Source organism: Phreatobacter sp. GW821-FHT04C01 (assembly GCF_059420385.1).
The window spans coordinates 312,132-330,159 of the sequence record NZ_JBWKTP010000005.1 but is presented as its reverse complement, the minus strand read 5'-3'; the positions used below and the strand labels follow the sequence as shown (position 1 = coordinate 330,159).

At 66.5% G+C, this 18,028-nt stretch carries 19 protein-coding genes; 9 read left to right on the top strand and 10 right to left on the bottom strand.

Annotated features, from left to right (window positions below; genetic code table 11):
• Positions 1–7: 7 nt before the first annotated feature.
• Positions 8–688 (bottom strand): dienelactone hydrolase family protein, encoded by a 681-nt coding sequence (locus tag AC07WJ_RS20905; protein ID WP_494936569.1) that lies wholly within the window; start codon positions 686–688, stop codon positions 8–10.
• Between the two features lie 211 nt (positions 689–899).
• Here AC07WJ_RS20905 and AC07WJ_RS20900 point away from each other — a divergent pair, with 211 nt between their 5' ends.
• Both AC07WJ_RS20900 and AC07WJ_RS20895 read left to right on the top strand, forming a co-directional pair.
• Complete coding sequence (locus tag AC07WJ_RS20900; protein WP_494936568.1) at positions 900–1,289, top strand: hypothetical protein; 390 nt, start codon at positions 900–902, stop codon at positions 1,287–1,289.
• 165 nt (positions 1,290–1,454) lie between these two features.
• A complete protein-coding gene (locus AC07WJ_RS20895; protein ID WP_494936567.1) occupies positions 1,455–2,069 on the top strand; it encodes an SCO family protein in 615 nt (204 codons plus the stop codon).
• Between the two features lie 305 nt (positions 2,070–2,374).
• Here the strand turns inward: AC07WJ_RS20895 and gcvA are convergent, their stop codons facing one another.
• Positions 2,375–3,313: a transcriptional regulator GcvA gene (gene gcvA / locus AC07WJ_RS20890; protein WP_494936566.1), complete on the bottom strand. Its 939-nt coding sequence runs from the start codon at positions 3,311–3,313 to the stop codon at positions 2,375–2,377.
• Between the two features lie 139 nt (positions 3,314–3,452).
• Here gcvA and AC07WJ_RS20885 point away from each other — a divergent pair, with 139 nt between their 5' ends.
• The 3 genes from AC07WJ_RS20885 (at position 3,453) to AC07WJ_RS20875 (ending at position 4,702) form a co-directional block, all read left to right on the top strand.
• Positions 3,453–3,737: a DUF2917 domain-containing protein gene (locus AC07WJ_RS20885; protein ID WP_494936565.1), complete on the top strand. Its 285-nt coding sequence runs from the start codon at positions 3,453–3,455 to the stop codon at positions 3,735–3,737.
• A gap of 4 nt (positions 3,738–3,741) precedes the next feature.
• Entirely contained in the window at positions 3,742–4,338 is a 597-nt protein-coding gene (locus AC07WJ_RS20880; protein ID WP_494936564.1) for a GNAT family N-acetyltransferase, read from the top strand.
• A 136-nt stretch (positions 4,339–4,474) separates the two neighbouring features.
• Positions 4,475–4,702 carry a hypothetical protein gene (locus AC07WJ_RS20875; RefSeq protein ID WP_494936563.1) on the top strand — a complete coding sequence of 76 codons (228 nt, stop codon included), beginning with the start codon at positions 4,475–4,477 and terminating at the stop codon, positions 4,700–4,702.
• Between the two features lie 46 nt (positions 4,703–4,748).
• On the opposite strand, the gene AC07WJ_RS20870 is transcribed toward AC07WJ_RS20875, so the two are convergent.
• Both AC07WJ_RS20870 and folE read right to left on the bottom strand, forming a co-directional pair.
• Positions 4,749–5,264 (bottom strand): 6-pyruvoyl trahydropterin synthase family protein, encoded by a 516-nt coding sequence (locus AC07WJ_RS20870; protein ID WP_494936562.1) that lies wholly within the window; start codon positions 5,262–5,264, stop codon positions 4,749–4,751.
• A gap of 25 nt (positions 5,265–5,289) precedes the next feature.
• The gene (gene folE, locus AC07WJ_RS20865; protein WP_494936561.1) at positions 5,290–5,952 is read right to left on the bottom strand and encodes a GTP cyclohydrolase I; all 663 of its coding nucleotides are present in this window, start codon (positions 5,950–5,952) and stop codon (positions 5,290–5,292) included.
• Positions 5,953–6,143: 191 nt separating this feature from the next.
• Between folE and AC07WJ_RS20860 the strand changes: the two genes are divergently transcribed.
• Entirely contained in the window at positions 6,144–6,668 is a 525-nt protein-coding gene (locus AC07WJ_RS20860) for a putative pterin-binding protein (RefSeq protein WP_494936560.1), read from the top strand.
• 58 nt (positions 6,669–6,726) lie between these two features.
• Positions 6,727–9,135 (top strand): putative bifunctional diguanylate cyclase/phosphodiesterase, encoded by a 2,409-nt coding sequence (locus AC07WJ_RS20855; protein ID WP_494936559.1) that lies wholly within the window; start codon positions 6,727–6,729, stop codon positions 9,133–9,135.
• A 15-nt stretch (positions 9,136–9,150) separates the two neighbouring features.
• On the opposite strand, the gene AC07WJ_RS20850 is transcribed toward AC07WJ_RS20855, so the two are convergent.
• The 5 genes from AC07WJ_RS20850 to AC07WJ_RS20830 form a co-directional block, all read right to left on the bottom strand.
• Positions 9,151–10,176: a Gfo/Idh/MocA family protein gene (locus tag AC07WJ_RS20850; RefSeq protein ID WP_494936558.1), complete on the bottom strand. Its 1,026-nt coding sequence runs from the start codon at positions 10,174–10,176 to the stop codon at positions 9,151–9,153.
• Entirely contained in the window at positions 10,169–11,266 is a 1,098-nt protein-coding gene (locus tag AC07WJ_RS20845; protein ID WP_494936557.1) for an ABC transporter ATP-binding protein, read from the bottom strand. The genes AC07WJ_RS20850 and AC07WJ_RS20845 overlap by 8 nt, the downstream gene beginning before the upstream one ends.
• Before the next feature lie 3 nt (positions 11,267–11,269).
• On the bottom strand, positions 11,270–12,070 hold the full coding sequence (locus AC07WJ_RS20840; protein ID WP_494936556.1) for an HpcH/HpaI aldolase family protein: 801 nt from the start codon (positions 12,068–12,070) through the stop codon (positions 11,270–11,272).
• A 206-nt stretch (positions 12,071–12,276) separates the two neighbouring features.
• Positions 12,277–13,155 carry an aldose 1-epimerase family protein gene (locus tag AC07WJ_RS20835; protein WP_494936555.1) on the bottom strand — a complete coding sequence of 293 codons (879 nt, stop codon included), beginning with the start codon at positions 13,153–13,155 and terminating at the stop codon, positions 12,277–12,279.
• A 9-nt stretch (positions 13,156–13,164) separates the two neighbouring features.
• Positions 13,165–13,998 (bottom strand): IclR family transcriptional regulator, encoded by an 834-nt coding sequence (locus AC07WJ_RS20830; protein WP_494936554.1) that lies wholly within the window; start codon positions 13,996–13,998, stop codon positions 13,165–13,167.
• A gap of 94 nt (positions 13,999–14,092) precedes the next feature.
• On the opposite strand from AC07WJ_RS20830, the gene AC07WJ_RS20825 reads away from it, so the two are divergent.
• Complete coding sequence (locus tag AC07WJ_RS20825; RefSeq protein WP_494936553.1) at positions 14,093–15,241, top strand: mandelate racemase/muconate lactonizing enzyme family protein; 1,149 nt, start codon at positions 14,093–14,095, stop codon at positions 15,239–15,241.
• Positions 15,242–15,454: 213 nt separating this feature from the next.
• Here the strand turns inward: AC07WJ_RS20825 and AC07WJ_RS20820 are convergent, their stop codons facing one another.
• Positions 15,455–16,498 carry a LacI family DNA-binding transcriptional regulator gene (locus AC07WJ_RS20820; RefSeq protein ID WP_494936552.1) on the bottom strand — a complete coding sequence of 348 codons (1,044 nt, stop codon included), beginning with the start codon at positions 16,496–16,498 and terminating at the stop codon, positions 15,455–15,457.
• Between the two features lie 277 nt (positions 16,499–16,775).
• Here AC07WJ_RS20820 and AC07WJ_RS20815 point away from each other — a divergent pair, with 277 nt between their 5' ends.
• Positions 16,776–18,026 (top strand): ABC transporter substrate-binding protein, encoded by a 1,251-nt coding sequence (locus AC07WJ_RS20815; RefSeq protein ID WP_494936551.1) that lies wholly within the window; start codon positions 16,776–16,778, stop codon positions 18,024–18,026.
• Positions 18,027–18,028: the final 2 nt, after the last annotated feature.

The window sequence follows — 18,028 nt, the reverse complement described above, 5'->3', positions numbered from 1 at the left end:
ACGAGCCTCAGCCGCCATGGGCCCGGAACAGCGCCAGGGTGCGCTGGAAGGCGAGCGCGGCACTGGCCGCATCATAATCGGCCCGCCGGTCGGAATTGAAGCCGTGGCCGGCATCGTAGAGATGCACCGTCACCTCCGGCCGGGCCGCCTCGAAGGCCGCGATGGCGTCGAGCGGGATGCCGCTGTCCTTGCGGCCGAAATGCAGGATGGTCGGGCAGCGCGGCGGCTCCGCCGCCAGCCGCGGGATCATGCTGCCGTAATAACCCGAAGCGGCCGAAAGCCCGTCGCAGCGCGCGGCCGCGGCATAGGTGACCGAGCCGCCGTAGCAGTATCCGGTGATGAACACCGGGCCCGCCGGCTTCAGCGCATCGATACAGGCCTGGGTATCGCTGATCGACAGGTCGAAGGGATGCTGCTCGCGCGCGATCTTGATCGCCATCGCGATGCCCTCGGGGCTGTAGGGCGCCTGCAGGCCCGGGGCCTCGCGATCATAGAGCGCCGGCGCCAGCACCTCGTAGCCTTCGGCGGCATAGACGTCGCATTGCTCGCGGATATGGTCGGTCAGGCCGAAGATCTCCTGGATCAGCACCAGGCCGCCGCGCCGCGCACCGACAGGCTTCACGTGATAGACGTCGATCTCGGCGTCATCGGCCATGCGATAGGCCGTGACCTCACCCCGATGCGCCATGTCGATACTCCGCGTCAGCCGCCCGTTGCGGCAAAGCCAGTGAACGCGGCGATCTTCACAGCTTCGCAGGGCTTGTCCAGACGACAGCGACGGCACGGCTGGCCTGCCACGGCTTTGTGAAGGGCGCCGGGAGCGTGCGACATATCGGGCGCTTGGCGCCCGGCCCGTGCGCGGCTAAGGCTCTCGTCAGGTTTCAACAATCGCGGTCGCCATGCTGGCTCGCCTTCGCCATCCCGATCTCCGGCCCATCGTCGCGGCATTGTTCGCCGTGGCGGTGATCTGGCTGGGTCTTGGCCACCGACCGGTCGTGCCGGGCGCGGCGCAGCCGTTCGGCGTCTCGCGCCTGGCGCTGGTCCTGCCGGATGGCAGTCCTGCCGAATTCTGCGCGCCCGCCTCCGGCGAGATGCCGGCCGGCCTGCCGCATGCCGGCCCCTGCGATGCCTGCGTGCTGGCGGTCCGGCCGGTCCTGCTCGCCGTCGCCGTCCGCGCCGCTCCGGTCAGGCCCGGGACACCGCCGGTGGTCCAGGCTTCCGCCGGCGTGACGCTCATCGACCGCTTGACCCGGCCGCAATCGCGCGCGCCGCCGCCGCCGGTCGCGTGACGCTGCCGGGCCTCGCCCGAGCGCGCCTGGCGCTCCGCGGGCGTCCGGCCGCATGTTTTCATGGCATTCCATAGCCGGCGTGACAGGCCGGCATTCCGGCAAGGCATTCCGGCACAAGCGGGCCGAGGCTGAAGCCAGCATATCCATTTCCCACGAGCAAGCTCGATGACAACTCTTCGCTTCATTCGCTACGGCCTCTGGGGCCTCGTCGCGGTCGTCGCCGCCGCGGGCGCCTGGGCCTATTTCCAGGGACCGCTGCCGTCGCCGCGCAACACCACGACGCTGGTCGATCGCGACGCCATCGGCGGGCCGTTCGAATTGACCGACGAGGACGGCAAGCGGCTGTCGTCGCTGAGCCTCGCCGGCAAGCCTTATGCGATCTTCTTCGGCTTCACCCATTGCCCGGATGTCTGTCCGACGACCATGATGGAAATGGCCAATGTCATTCAGGAGATCGGTGATCCCGCGCGCGATTTCCGCGTTTTCTTCGTGTCGGTCGACCCCGCGCGCGACACGCCGGAACTGCTGAAGGTCTATACCGATTCCTTCGACCCCAGGATCATCGGGCTGACCGGCTCGGAGGCCGAGATCGCCGCCACCGCGCGCGCCTTCCGCGCCGTCTATATGAAAGTGCCGACCGAAGGCGACGCCTATACGATGGAACATACCGCCATCGTCTACCTGATGAACGGCCAGGGACGGCTCGCCGGCACCATTGCCTATGGCGAGGCCCATGACGCGGCGCTGGACAAGGTGAAGCGGTTGCTGGCGGGCGGGTGAGGGGGCGATACCCCTCGCGCTCGTCGAAAAAGCGCAGATAAATCAACCCTCTCCCAAAGGGAGAGGGTGGCAGCGTCAGCTGCCGGGTGAGGGGACGTCCACATCAGGAGAAGGCTCTGCGCGGGGCGCTTGGCCTTTGAATCAGCGAAGAATAAGCGACGCCCGCGGCGCTTGTTCTCCACGCTCACGCCCCTCATCCGGCGGCTCATAGCATCGAGCGAACGCGAGATGCGTTCGCATCTCGCTATGCACCGCCACCTTCTCCCTATGGGAGAAGGTCATGCTGCAGGCGCTTATGTCGCCCCTCACTTCCCCCCATCCTCCACCGCATCGTTTGCCGCCTCTTCCGTGAGCCAGGCGCAGAAATCCTGCACCTGCGGCTTGGCGGCGGCGGCGCTCGAGCGGATCAGGAAATAGCCGCGCGATCCGACCACGGTCTTGTCGAAGGGCGCGATCAGCAGGCCGGAGCGGATCGGCTCGTTGATCAGCGGCGACAGGCCGAGCGCTACGCCCTGGCCGCTGACGGCGGCCTGGATCATTTGCTCGTAGCGGGTGAAATGCAGCGTGCCCGCGGGTTTCAGGTCGTCGATGCCGAGTGCGGTCAGCCAGGTGCCCCAGTCGTACCAGGTCTTCTGCATGCCTGGATAATCGAGATGCAGCAGCGTGTGATGGCGCAGGTCGGCGGGCTCGCGCAGGGGCGTCGCCGGATCGCGCGAGACGAGCGGCGAGCAGACCGGCAGGATCTCCTCGCCGAACAGCGGGATCGCATCCTTCGGCGCCGTCTCGCGCTGGGCGTAGCGGATGGCGATGTCGACCAGGCTGCGGTCGAGATTGAGCGGCCGGTCGTTGGCGACGATGCGCACGTCGATATGCGGATTGGCCTTGGTGAAGCGCCTGAGCCGCGGGATCAGCCAGAGCGAGGCGAGCCCCGTGGTCGTGGTGATCGACAACTGGTCCGACGTGCGGCGCTGGCGCATCTGGTCGATCGAGGATTGCAGGCGGTCGAGCACGTCCATCGCGATGCGATAGAAGGCCTGGCCGTCTTCGGTCAGCCGCAGCGCGCGGTGCCGGCGCTCGAACAGCACCGTGCCCAGCGCTTCTTCCAGCGCCTTGATCTGCCGGCTGACCGCCGACTGGGTGATGAACAATTCGCGCGCCGCCTTGGTGAAGCTGAGGTTTCGCGCGGCGGCCTCGAAGCCCTGAACGAAATCCAGCGGAGGCAGGTCATAACGCCGGTTTGACATTCCCAGAACTCATGCAGGATGTGAAAATTGATCGTTTGAACAACGTCGATCCTGCGCGCAACATCCGATCTTGTCGAGCCTGATCGGCGCGATCTGCGTCGCCGTACATGATCGAGACGCATGCAAACAGGAGGCGGACGTGGTCTGTCTTTCAAATGATCCCCTCATCCATCTCCTGCGCGGCGGCCTGGTCCGGCTGGGCGACGGCGCAGGCTCCTCGGTGGCCTGTATCGAAGGCGCGGTCTGGATCACGCAGGACCACGACCGGCGCGACATCGTGCTGACCGAGGGCGAAAGCTACGTGGTCGAATGTCCGGGTCTCACCGTGGTCTGCGCCATTGCCGGTCCGGCGGTGCTGACCATCGGCCGGCCGGTCGTCGCCGAGCCGGAACTTGCCGAAACGCTCGGCCAGAGGGCGGGGTGACGCCATGCGAGTTGGTTTCCCCGAGGCAGTGGCGACCGTCGACACTTTGCGGCTATCGGTTGACCGTCTGATCATTCGTGTCGTCGGGCCGGCCGATGCGGCGCTCCTGCAGGGCCATGTGCGCTCCCTGGGGCGCGCCTCCCGGCAGAACCGCTTTCTCGGCGGCATCAACGAACTGACCGCAGCCGAGCTCGAGCGGATCACCCGTCACGGTGCCGGCAATATCTTCGGGCTCCTGGCCGAGACGGTGGAGCTGGGCGAGACGGTGGTTGTCGGGGAGGCGGTCTATGCCGTCGACGCCGAGGCCGGCACGGTCGAATTCGCTCTTTCCGTCGCCGATGCCTGGCATGGCCGGGGTATCGGCCAGGCGCTGATCGCCAGCGTCGAGCTTCGGGCGGCGCGGGCCGGCAGCCTGATGCTGATCGGCGAGACGCTGCGTTCCAACGACGCCATGCTCGGACTGGCCGCCAAGGCCGGCTTCGTCAACCGCCGGCATCGCGAGGAGGCGCGCCTGCTGCGCTTGGAAAAGGTCATCGGCGCGTTCCAGGGGCGCACGCCCGATGGATGGATCGACGGCATGTTCCGGGCGGTCGCCGCCTGAACCCGGGGGAGCGCGCCGCACGCTTGCCGGGACACGAGGCCGTGATGGCCGGCGCCATGAATCCGAACCTATTGGGTGGTAAATTCGCAGATCCTGGGACGAGCGGGGGCCGACGAGCAAACGGAGGGCTCGTGTCATGTTATCCGCGACGACATTCTCGGTCGGTGACCGGGTGGTGGCCAGGAACGGCGAGGGCCGCCTGATGGAAGTGCTGAGCATCCGGCCGGCCGGGCCGGACAAGCTGGCGGTCTACTGCGCGTGGTGGACCCCGGGCTACGGTCGCGTCACCCGGCGGTTTCTGGCCAGCCAGCTGATGAAGGCGCCACGGTTGCGCCGGGCGAGCCATTTGCGCTCGGTGGCATGAGCCGGCGGCCGGGCACGGTCCCAGCCAGGCGCCGTCCCGAACCGGCTCAGCCTCTCAGCCGCTCATAGACCGCGGAATTTCCGGCATGCTCGCGCACCTCGACGGACTCGAGCCAGACCCGGTCCCGGGTCTCGGCCGATATCGTCGGCGCCACATGGTCGAAGGTGAATTTCGCGGTCGCCTCGCAGCCCACCGCTGGCATGACGCGCAGGTCGACCAGGCCGTCGGCCGCGAGCTTGCGGAAGGTCGCGAGCTCCGGATCGTCTTCGGCCACCACCATCGTGTGGTCGAACATCTCATGCAGCCAGGCCTTGACCGGCTTCATGCCGCCGAAATCGTAGCACCAGTTGCGTTCGTCGAGCTGATGGGTGGCGAAGACGAATTTGAAGGCCAGCGCATAGCCGTGGATGAGACGGCAATGGGAATGACCAGCGCGCCACTGGCGAAAGCAGCACGACAGTCCTTCATTGTGGTCGTAGCTCTTGGTCGAGCGATAGATCTCGCGCGGCTTCGTTTCGAGCCTTTGCATGTCGGGGCTGATCGAAACCGTTGAAATGTCCATCGCAAGACCTCCTGTCGGTGTGCCGTCACCGGTCCAGGGCGGCGCATTCCTGCAGGAATTCCGCCTTCAGTGCCGGTGAGGTGGCCATTTCGCCGTAGAATGTGCTGTTGACCATCCGGCTCGCGTGGCTGGCCCGTACGCCGCGATGGGTCTTGCACATATGGACCGCGCTGATCCGCACCGCGAGGCCACGCGGATTGGTCGTCTCCACGATATATTGCTCGATCTGCTTGACCAGCTCTTCCTGGATCTGCAGGCGCGTGCCGAAATAATTGACGATCCGGTCATATTTGGACAGGCCGATGATCTTGCCGTCGACCGAGGGCAGGACGCCGATATAGGCGCTGCCATAGATCGGCATCATGTGATGGGCGCAGGTCGAGCGCAGTTCGATCGGTCCGGTGACGATCAACTGGTCGTAGCGCGCCGCATTCTCGAATTCGGTGATCTTGGGCGGCGGCACGTAGCGTCCGTGAAGAATTTCCTCGACGAACATCTTGGCAACCCGCGCCGGCGTGTCGCGCGTGTTGTGATCGTTGCGGTGATCGATCTTCAGGACGTCGAACAGCTCCTCCAGCTTTTCGGCTGCGGAGGCCATCATCGCAGCGCGTCCGGCCTTGTCCAGGAAGCCGTCGATCGCTTCGTTGCCGAAGCGAGCGCTGTTCGCCAATGCGTTGTTCTTTGTCATGCGTTCTCTCAATGGCTGCAAGCCGATACGAAAAGTATAGCCTATTGGTTACTGGAATATTGTGTGTCCCGGACCGTCGGGCGTATGATTCCGGAATCGCGCAAGTGCCAGGATCCGCAGGCGGATTCATCGATTGTTATGTGCATTTGTGGGAATTTGAAGGTCGCGTTCGCATGCCAACGGAGATCATGATGCCAGTCAACGATGTCAGGCGTGCATTCAGCTTAGGGCTGTTTGCCTCGGCCGGCCTCCTTATCTGCGGGCGCGCCGCGGCTCAAGGCTTGGCGCTGCCGACCGACCGGGTCATGCTGACCATTTCCGGCAAGATCTCGGTAACCAATGTCGGCAATACCGCGCAATTCGATCGCGCCATGCTGGAGGCGATGGGGCTGGTCTCGTTCGAGACGGCGACGCCCTGGCATTCCGGGCCGCAGAAATTCGAGGGCGTCTCGATCGCCAGGCTGCTCGCCAGCGTCGGCGCCAGCGGCAATCGCATCCAGGCCATCGCGCTGAACGACTATACGACCGAAATCCCGGTGGAGGATTTCACCCGCTACAACGTCATTCTCGCGCTCAAACGCAACAATGAATATATGCCGGTGCGCGACAAGGGGCCCTTGTTCATCGTCTACCCCTATGATTCCGACCCGGAGCTGCGAAGCCAGAAATATTACAGCCGGTCCGCCTGGCAGCTCGCCCAGATCATCGTCCGTTGACCGACATGGCAGCCACGTCGGCGCACGCAACGTGGCTCGCCCAACCCGGACCATGGTCATGCCGAAGCTGAGCAGACTTGGGATCCTGTCCGGCGTGATCATGTTCGGCTTGGTGGCCGCGGCCGTCTATGTCTCCGTGTTGATCGTCGAGCGCCAGGACATCATCCGGCATACCGCGCGCTACAATGTCACCTGGCTGGCGAGCCAGGCGGCATTCGAGGTGCTGCGTTTCGAAGAGGTCGTGGCGGCCTCTGCGCTGCCGAACAGCCGGATCACCGCGGACGATGTCGATTTGCGTTACCAGATCCTGCTCAACCGGCTCGATCTGATGAAATCGGGCGAATTTGACGAGTTCGTCGACAAGGACCCGGAACGCCAGCAGATCGTCAACGATCTTGGCCATGCGCTCGCCGAGATCGCGCCGCTGGTCGAGAACGTCGGCCGCGACGACAATGTCAACCGCATCCGGTCGCTGCTGGCGCCGCTCGACAAGAAGCTGGCGGGGCTCGCGGCTTCGGCGAACCGGGTGTCCGGCGAGAATGTCGACACCGACCAGCGTCACCTCCTGCGGTTGCACTGGATCTTTTCCGGCCTCATCGCCTCATTGGTGCTGGTCGGCCTGGTGCTGATGCTGATGCTCTATCTGCGCCATATCCAGCTCAACCGCGCCCACGACGAAGTGCATGTGCTGGCCGGCGTGCTGGAAGAGGCCAAGCTCGACCTCGAACAGGCCAATGTCGAGATCCTCAGCACCAATGCCGACCTCAAGCAGCGCAATGAAATGCTGCAGATCCGCGACGTCGAGCTTCGGACGCAGAACCAGCGTTTCGATGCCGCGCTCAACAACATGTCGCAGGGCCTGCTGCTGGTGGACGGCGCGCATCGCCTGATCGTCTGCAATCAGCGCTATCGCGAGATCTTCAATTTGAAGGATGTCGTGGTGCTGCCGGGCGCAACGATGCGTGCGCTCGGCAGCGAACGTTTCGCCGGGCTGATCGATCGCCAGAACGGCATTGCAGCCGACCGCGCATCGGCGACCTTCGCCTTCGAGCTCGACGACGGCGTCGTCATTTCGGTCTCGCAGCAGCCCATGCCGGATGGCGGCTGGGTCTCGACCTATGAGGACATCACCGAGCGGCGACGTTCGGAAGAGCGCATTGCGCATATGGCCCATCACGACGCCCTGACCGACCTGCCCAATCGGACCTTGTTCCGGGCGCGGATGGACGAGGCGTTGGCCACCAGGCGCGGCGGCAAGTCCGCCTTCGCGATTCTTTATCTCGACCTCGACAACTTCAAGATCGTCAACGATACGCTCGGCCATGCCGTCGGCGACCTGTTGCTGAGGAGCGTTGCCGCGCGCCTGAAGGAATGCGTGAGGGATGGTGACGTCGTCTCGCGCTTCGGCGGCGACGAGTTCGCCATCATGTTCCGTGGCGGGCGCGGCGGCGGCATGGTGGAGATGGAGGGGCTGGCGCAACGACTGGTCGACCGGATCAGGCAGCCGTTCTCGATCGAGGGCAACGAGCTCAGTATCGGGACCTGCGTGGGCATCGCGATATCGGGCACGGACGGCCTGGATTCCGACGAATTGCTGCGCAATGCCGACATGGCGCTCTACCGCGCGAAGAACGAGGGACGCGGTACCTATCGGTTCTTCGAGGCTGCGATGAAAGCCGAACTCAATGCCCGGCGCGCCCTGGAATATGATCTGCGGGGAGCCCTTGGGGCCGGCGAGTTCGAGGTACATTACCAGCCGATCGTCAATCTCAAGACGATGACGGTGGTCAGCTTCGAGGCGCTGATCCGCTGGAATCACCCCTCGCGCGGCCAGGTGTCGCCGCTCGAATTCATTCCGGTCGCCGAGGAGACCGGAATGATCGTCGCGATCGGCGAATGGGTCTTGCGACGGGCCTGCGCCGACGCCCTGTTCTGGCCGGACGCGACCCGCGTCTCGGTCAACCTCTCCGCCGCCCAGTTGCGTGCGGGAAGCTTCGCGCAAACCGTCTTCGGCGCGCTATCCGCCGCCGGCCTGGCGCCCAACCGGCTGGAGCTCGAAATCACTGAATCGGTATTGTTGCAGGACGGCGAGGCGACGCTGGCCGTCCTGCATCAGCTGCGCTCCTTCGGCATCCGCACCTGCATGGACGATTTCGGCACGGGCTATTCCTCGCTCAGCTATTTGCGCAGCTTTCCCTTCGACAAGATCAAGATCGACCGTTCCTTCGTCACCGAGATCAACGAGCGCGAGGATTGCCGCGCCATCGTCGCCTCCATCACCGATCTCGGGCGCAGCCTCAACATGGTGACGACAGCCGAGGGCGTCGAAACCCGCGCCCAGTTCGACACGATCAGCGAGATCGGCTGCGCGGAGATCCAGGGCTTCTATTTCGGCCACCCGGTGCCCGCGCACGAGGTCGGTGAAGCCTTCATCCGCATCGAACGGCTATTGCGCGCGGCGGCTTGAACGCAAGGCCGAGCCTCAGACCGTGGGGCCCAACACAACGGCCGCGCCGGTCTCGATGCTTTGCTCTATGGCGAGGCAAATGGCGACCGCGGCGCGGGCATCGGCGAGCGGCATGACCGGCTCGCCGGTACGAAACCCGTGCACCGCCCGGCGGATATTCTCCTCCAGCTCGAAGATCTCGCCGGAACGGGGAATGGCGACGGCCTTCGCCGTCTCGGCGCCGCGCCGCCGGACCGCCAGGGCGAAGTCGGGTGTGGCCGTGCGGTCCATGACACCGGCCCACCAGGTGCGGATGGCGCCGTCGTCACCGGCGATTTCGAGCAGCGTGTGATGCTCGAAGCCGGCGAGGCACTGGGTCGCCAGCGCGGTCGAGCCGTCGGCCCAGGTGAGCGTCACCGTGACCGTATCGGCCAGCCCGCCGGCCGAAGAGGCGATGGCCTGAAGCGATCGGGGCGACCCGTTTTCGGCGGCGTACCAGAGCACCAGGTCGACGAAATGGACGAGTTCCTCGAGGATCCAGGAGCCGACCCGTTGACGGTCGTGGCGCCAGCCGCCCGAGCCGAGCCGGAACGGCTTCCTGAACAGTGAGAAATGCTGGTGCCGCACCCGTCCGATCGCGTCCGAGGCGATGATGTCGCGCACCTTGCCCCATTGATGCGAGACGCGGAGTTCATGATTGACCGCGACCTGCCGGCCCGCAGCGGCTGCCGCCGCCAGCACCCGGTCGCATTCGGCGAGCGAGACGCCGAGCGGCTTTTCCAGGATGACATGGGCGCCGGCTTCGAGCGCGGCGATCGCGAAATCGGCGTGACGGTCGTTCGGGACCGCGACCGTCACCGCGTCGAAGCCGCCGGCGGCGAGCATGGCGTCGTAGCTGCGGAAGCGCGGGACCTGCGGCAAGGCCTCGGCCGCGGCTCGCTCGGACGTCTCGCCGTGGCAGAACACGGCGGCAAGCGTCGCGCCCTCGATCGCCTGGATCGCACGGGCATGCATCTGGCCCCAGGCGCCGAAACCGGCAAGGGCGATCCGCGTCTCAGCCATGGGCTTGCGGCGCCCCGATCGCCCGGCCGGTGGTGGCGTCGAACAGGTGCATGCGGTCGAGATTGAAGCGCAGCTTCAGGTTCTCGCCCGGCTTCGGCCGGATCTCCGGGCGCACGCGGGCGGCCACCGGATGACCGGCGACATTGGTGAACACCAGGGTATCGGCGCCGAGCGGCTCGACCACCTCGACCTGGGCCGGCACGTCGAGCCGGCCGCTCGGCGTCTCGCCCTCGGCCACCTCGACATCTTCCGGGCGCATGCCGAAGGTGAGCTCGTCGGACGCCGGCCGGCGGTCGGCGGGCAGCGGCGCTTCCGCTGCGCCTTCAGCGAGCCTGAGCCTGGTGCCCGACGTCAGCCGCGCCGGGATCAGGTTCATCGTCGGCGCGCCGATGAAGCCGGCGACGAACAGGCTCGCGGGCGCGTGATAGACCTCGTCCGGCGTGCCGGTCTGCTCGATATGGCCGCCATTCATCACCACCACCCGGTCGGCGAGCGTCATCGCCTCCACCTGGTCATGGGTGACATAGACGGTGGTGACGCCGAGCCGCTGGTGCAGCTTCTTCATCTCCACGCGCATGGAGCCGCGCAGCTTGGCGTCGAGATTGGACAGCGGCTCGTCGAACAGGAAGACCTGCGGCTTGCGCACGATGGCCCGGCCCATGGCGACGCGCTGGCGCTGGCCGCCGGACAATTGCTTGGGGCGGCGCTTGAGATAGGGCTCCAGCCCGAGCACCGCCGCGGCGTCACGCACCCGGGCATCGATGTCGCGCTTGGCGACGCCGCGGTAGCGCAGCGAGAAGGCCATGTTCTCATAGACCGACATATGCGGGTAGAGCGCGTAGTCCTGGAACACCATGGCGATGTCGCGGTCGCGGGGCTCGATCTCGTTGACCACCCGGCCGTCGATCAGGATGTCGCCCGAGCTGATGTCCTCGAGCCCGGCGAGCATGCGCAGGGTGGTCGACTTGCCGCAACCGGACGGGCCGACCAGCACGATGAACTCGCCGTCGTGAATGGACAGGTCGATGCCGTGGACGATCTCCAGCGGGCCATAGCGCTTGGTCAGCTTGCGGAACTCGACGGTGGCCATGGCTCAACCCTTGCCGGAGGTTTCGGCGATCGCCCGAAAGCGCGCGGCGCCCGCGTCGGCATTGCGGAACAGGATGGCGCAGTCATTGGCCACCGAGACGAAATCGAAGCCGGAGCGGATGTGGCGCTCGGAGATCTCGTCATTCGGCGCGAGCACGCCGACCGCCTTGCCGGTCGGCCGGCAGCGCTTCAGGCCCTCTTCGATCGCGGCCGTCACGTCTGGATGGGCGGCCTCGCCGGGCTTGCCCATGCTGGCGGCGAGATCGCCGGGGCCGAAAAACACCGCCGAGACGCCGTCGACATTGGCGATCTCCTCGCAGCGTTCGAGGGCGGCAAGCGTTTCAATCTGGACGATCAGGAAGGTCTCGTCATTGGCCCGCGCGACATAGTCCTTGAACCGGCCGTAACGGCTGGCCCGGTGCATGGCGGCGACCCCGCGCTGGCCCTTGGGCGGATACATCATGGCGTCCACCGCCGCGCGGGCTTCCTCGGCGCTCTGCACATAGGGCAGCATGATGGTGGAGAGGCCGGCATCGAGATGTTGCTTGAGCAGGGCCGGGTCGTTCCAGACCAGCCGGACGATCGGCACGGTCGGTGTTGCGGCCAGCGCGCGCGAATGGGCCATGGCGTCGTGCAGCGAGACCGGGGAATGCTCGCCGTCGATCAGGATCCAGTCATAGCCGGACCAGCCGAGGCCTTCGCTGGCATTGACCGAATTGAGCATGGACCAGATGCCGACGAGCGGTCGGCCCTTGGCCAGCGCCATGCGGAAGGGGTTTTTCGGCGTCGAATGGATGTCGGACATGGAGCCTCCCTGGCACAGGCCGGGCGGCTCTTGGCCGGCTGCCTCGGCATTGCGTCACGATAAGTGGCAGGACGGCATTTGCAAGGGAAATTCCAGCAGGAGAAAGTGAGTTGCAGCAGATGAAACTGTCCGAGTGCGAGAAAGGCTCCGACTTGACCCTCTCCCTCTGGGAGAGAGTTGATTCCGCGGTGCTTTTCCAACTGCCCTTATCCCTCATCCGTCTCCCGATAGACAAAATCGACCGCGTGACGGGCCGTCGCACCCGACGCCAGCAGGCGCATGCCCGGTTTGTCGATGAGCTCGCCCACATAACCCTCGGGATCGCCATATCCGCTCCAGACCTCCATCGAGACATAGGGCGCGCCGGGCTTGGTCCAGAGCGCCAGATGCGGAAAGTCCTCGGCCTCCAGCGCGATGCTTGGGCCTTTGTCACCGGCGACGAAGCGGAATGACCGGCTTCTGGCGTCGAGAAAGCAGAGCGCGTCCGCCGCGAACAGATCGTCGGTGAGCTGGAGCCTGCGGCCGTCGAGCGGCACGGGTCGCCGCGCCGGGGAAATCAACCCACCCGGTGCGATCACCGGCACCTCGGGCGTCTCGGGCTTCTCGAAGACTATGGCATGGTCGGCTCTCGCCGGCTCGGCGAGCGGCCAACGAAAGGCGGGGTGCAGGCCGAGCGCATAGGGCAGGGGCCGCGAGCCGGGGTTCTCCACCGCGAAGCTCACGGCGAGCCGGTCCTCCACCAGCCGGTAGGTCACCCGCAGGACAAACGGGTAAGGGTAGACCTCCCGTGTCGCCTCGCTGTCGGTCAGGACCAGGCTGACGCTTGCCGCCTCACGGGCTTCCACGGTGAATTCGCTCGCCGCCGCGAAACCGTGCACGCCCATCGGGCGCACCTTGCCGTCGGCGCGGATCTGGCCCTGATTGGTCCAGCCGACGATCGGGAACAGCACGGGCGACGACTTGGCCCACCAGGCCGGGTCGCGGTTCCACAGGAGGTCGCGGCCGCCGGCGCGCCAGGCGTGGAGCTCGCCGCCCGTCGTGGTGACGACGGCACGGGCCGGGCCGTTCTCAAGCACGATCTGCATGTGATCTCCTCAACGGGTTGCCTCCGGGGTCCAGCCGATGCGTTCGGAGATCCGCTCGGCGGTCGCCATTGCCTGACGGGTCAGCTCGGCGAAGCGCGCCGATTTGGCCGACTGGCCGAAACTGGAAATGCTCAGGCCGGCCACCACCCGGCCGTCGGCGCCGCGGATCGGCGCCGCCACGCAGCTGACCAGCTGGTTGAATTCGCCGAGATCGAAGCCGTGGCCGTCGCGGCGGACCTTGGCCAGCGCCTTGTGCAGGGCTTGCGTGGTGGTGATGGTGGCGGCGGTGTAGCGCGGCAGCCCTGCCACGGCGATAATCGCATCGACCTCGGCCGGATCGCGCCAGGCGGTCAGCACCTTGCCGAGCGCGGTGCAATGGACCGGCCGGCGCGTACCGATCTGGGTGTTGATGCGCAAGGGCGCGTCGAGCGGCTCGATCTTGGCGATATACACGATGCTGGTTTCGGCCAGGATGGCCATCTGCACCGTTTCATTGGTCAGCTTGACGGCCTGTTCCATCAAAGGCCGGGCGATCTCGGCGAGGTCCTGTTCGGCGATGGCGCGCGACTTGATGTCGAGAAACACCGGCCCCGGCCGCCAGCCCTTGCCGCCGGGACCGCTCGCCACGAAGCCACCCTGTTCCAGCGTCCTGAGGAAGCGCAGCACGGTGGACTTGTGCAGGTCGACGCTCTGGCTGAGTTCGGTCAGGGTCACATAGCCGGTGCTCGAGCCGAGCGCGCGCAGGATCTTCATCGTCCGCTCGATGGCGCGCACCGGCGAGGCGGCCGCCGTATCGGGCCTGGTCTCGTCGGCGGTGCTGGAGCGCGGCTTGGCTATCGGCATGGTCGCGATATCTTCCGCTGATCGGCCTGTTGCCCTTGTGGCCGGGTCGGTTATGTCTAGGTGACATGAAACCGGATTTCAACAGGTGAGACCGTTGACCGAGACAGCTTCGATAGCGGGGGCCGATGAGGTCGGGATCGTATCGGTCGAGGCGCTCGCATTGCGTGCGCCGATCGACGTGCCGGTCAAGACCTCCTTCGGCACCATGACCGACCGCCCCGCGGTGTTCCTGCGCGTGCGCGACGCGGATGGCGCGGAAGGGTTCGGCGAGGTCTGGTGCAATTTTCCCTCGGTCGGGGCCGAGCATCGGGCGAGGCTCGCGCTTTCGGTCGTCGGCCCGGTTCTGGTGGAGTTGGGCCCGCTCCCGCCGAGCGAGATCTTCGCGCGCCTGATGAGCCGCCTGCACATCCTGGCGATCCAGTCGGGCGAATGGGGGCCACTGCGCCAGGTCGCCGCCGGCCTCGACATGGCCTGTCACGACCTTGGGGCGCGCAAGGCCGGCCTGCCGCTCTGGCGTTGGCTCGGTGGGGCGCCCGGCCGCATTCGCGCCTATGCCAGCGGTATCGGCCCGGAGCAGCCGGCGGCGGTAGCGGCCCGTGAGCGCGATCTCGGCCATCGTGCGTTCAAGCTCAAGGTCGGCTTCGGCGAGGCGGTCGACCGGCGGTCGCTGGATGCAGTCCGCAGCCTGCTCGGCGATGCCGCAATCCTGATGGTCGATGCCAACCAGGGCTGGAACGCGCAAGAGGCGGTACGGCTCGGTGCCGGTCTCGCGCGCTCCTATGGTCTCGCCTGGATCGAGGAGCCGATTGCCGCGGACCGGCCGCTGGCCGAGTGGCACGACGTTGCCGGACAGGTCGGCACGGCGCTGGCGGCCGGCGAGAACATGAACGCGCTGGCCGAATTCGACGCCGCCATCGCGGCGGGCTGTTTTGCGATCCTGCAGCCGGACGCGGCCAAGTGGGGCGGCGTTTCCGGCTGCCTTCAGGTGGCGCGCCGGGCGCTTGCCGCGGGCATCAGCTATTGCCCGCATTATCTCGGCGGCGGCATCGGGCTGATGGCCTCGGCCCAGCTCCTGGCGGCGGTCGGTGGTCCGGGCATGCTGGAGATCGATAGCAATCCCAACCCCTGGCGCGACCGGCTGGTGGGGGATGCGCTGACGGTCGCCGACGGGCTGATCGAGCTTCCCGACGCCCCGGGGCTGGGCGTCGCGGTGGATTGGGACGGGCTGGCGAGAAGCGGCTGAGGCACCAGAAAACCCTCTCCTAAAGGGAGGGGGGCGGCGTCAGCCGCCGGGTGAGCGGCGTGGGCGCTGAGAACTGTAGCGGTGCTCGTCGCGCCTGGCGCCCCATCCTGAAATGGACGTCCCCTCATCCGGCGCCTGACGGCGCCACCTTCTCCCTCTGGGAGAAGGTTGTTTCGCTGCGCGTTTCGCGTCGCCCCTGTTCGCCACTCCCCCTCACGTGCTGCCGCGCACCACCAGGTCGAAGCCGAGATCGACCACCCGGTCGCCGGCTTCACCGCCGGCCAGCCGTTTCAGCAGGATCTCGATCGTCTGCTGGCCGATCTCGCGCCGCGGCGGCCTTACCGTGGTCAGTCCTGGCTCGCTCGCCGCGCCGAATTCGAGGTCGCCGAAACCGCAGAGCTTCAGGCGGTCGGGAATGGCGAGGCCGAGCCGCTGTGCTTCGAACAGCGCGCCGAGCGCCAGCGTGTCGTTGGTCGCGAAGACGGCGTCGACATCGCCGTGGCCGGCCATGAGCTCGGCAAAGGCCTTGGCGCCGCCGACCGTGCTGGCGCGCTCGGCGACCAGCACCTCGGCGGGGGCCTCGAAGCCTGCCGCGAGTGCGGCCTCGACAAAGCCGGCATGGCGCTCCACCGCCCGGTAGTCGCGATCCATCATGGCGCCGATGAAACCGAGGCGCTTGGCGCCGCGCGCCTTGAAATGGTCGATGACGATACGCCCGGCGGCCCGCTGCGAAAAACCGATGATCGTGTCGATCGGATGATCGGTCAGTTCCCAGGTCTCGATAACCGGGATCTCCGCTTCGATCAGGGCGCGGATGGTGTTGCGCGTGTGCCGCCGGCCGGTCAGCACCATGGCGGCCGGCGACCAGGCCAGGAACGAGGCGACGAGCCGCTCCTCATTGTCTTCCGAATGGTCGCTATTGCCCAGCATGAGCTGGTAGTCGGTGCCCTTCAGTCCCTGTTCCATCGCTTCGACGGTGGCGGCGAAGAACGAATTGACGATCGAGGGAATGATCACGCCGATGGTCATGCTGCGGGCACTGGCGAGCGCGCCGGCCATCAGGTTGCGCCGGTAGGACAGCCGCTCCACTGCCTCCTGGATACGCGCGCGAACGGCGGGCGAGACGAGGTCGGGCTGGCGCAGCGCGCGCGACACGGTCGCGGTCGACACGCCTGCGAGCCGGGCGACATCGGCCATGCGCGACCGCGCCGAGTTCAGGCGCTCGCGCACGTGAGGCGATCCGCTGTCGATTCCCACCTGATATCCTCTCGCTGCCAGCGGCCGATAGCATATCGCCCGGGCCGGGCAAAGCCGGCCCCGGTTGCAGCAGATGATACCGCTTGCAATGCCGTGTCAATGCGCAAGCCATGGTTGAAGGCCGCGCTCTGCATGAGTTTATGGCGGCTGAGGCAGGGCGCTTGACCACCTCAATGTAACCGCTATCATTTGATCTGTGGCGCTCGATCGGCTGGTCGGGCCGCGCCGCCAAGCCGGACGCAAAAGCGTTCACCAGGGCAGATGTCGGGAGGATGAGATGGACCGCAGGACAGTCATCAAGACGGGCGCCGTGCTCGCCGGCAGCCTCGGCCTGCCGGCCTATCTGCGCGCGCAGACGAGCCGCAAGCTGAGCATTCTCACCTGGAACATCGCCGACCAGGAGGCGCTGTTCCGCGAGGAGTTCGCCGATTTCCAGAAGCTCAACCCGGGCGTCGAGATCGAATGGCTGGACAAGAAGGGACCGGAGTTGCCGGCCTTCTACCAGACCCAGCTGGTGGCCGGCACGGCACCCGACATCGTCGACCTGCAAGGTGCCATCTGGGTCGAGTGGGCGGCCAATGGCGCGCTGCTCGACCTGACGCCCTATCTCGCCAAGGAGCCGGAGACCGCCAAGCTCTACAACCCCGATTACCTCAAGGGTTTCGCCTTCGGCGACAAGACCTTCGTCATTCCCTTCTACGTCGCCAAGACCTTGCTCTACTACAACAAGATCATGTTCAAGGAGGCCGGCCTGTCAGGACCGCCGACCTCGTTCGACGAAATCCTGAGCTTCTCGCAGGCCATGGCCAAGGGCGAGAAGACCGGCTTCCTGACGCTGAATTTCGACTGGCTCTATTGGCCGCTGTTCAAGATGAACGGCGTCGAGCTGTTGAAGCCGGACCTGAAGACGCCGGCCTTCAACACGCCGGAGACCGCGGCCATGCTCGACAAGCTCGCCAAGGCGACGCAGTCTGGCGCCATCAACAAGGTCGCCTGGACCGGCCGCTGGGTCGAGCCCAACGGCGCCTTCGCTGCCGGCAATGTCGGCATGCTGCAGGCCCATTCCGCCTCCTATTTCTTCGTCAAGGGGCAGGGCCCCTGGGTCAATGGCGATACGCTGGGCGCGGTGCAGGCGCCGGGCAATTGGTCGACCCCGACCAATCACGGCCTCGCCGTCTCCAAGACCTCGAAGAACCCGGATCTGGCCTTCGCGCTGGTCAAGCACATGACCGGCAACAAATGGGCGACGGAATTCTCCACCCGCCGCCGCATCCTCACCGGCAATGTCGCCGCGGATGCGGCGGGCCTCGCCAAGGTCAAGGCCGAGGACGCGCTCGCCCATACGGTGCTCCAGACCCAGCTCGAACATACCGACAAGATGACCGGCAACTGGCCGCTGCCCAACGATGCGCAGGTCAAGGACGCCTTCTGGCCGGAAATCCAGAACGCGCTGCTCGGCCGCAAGGACGCCAAGACCGCGCTCGCCGATGCCGAACGCGCGGTGGTGCGCGTCATGCGCCGGTCGTGACG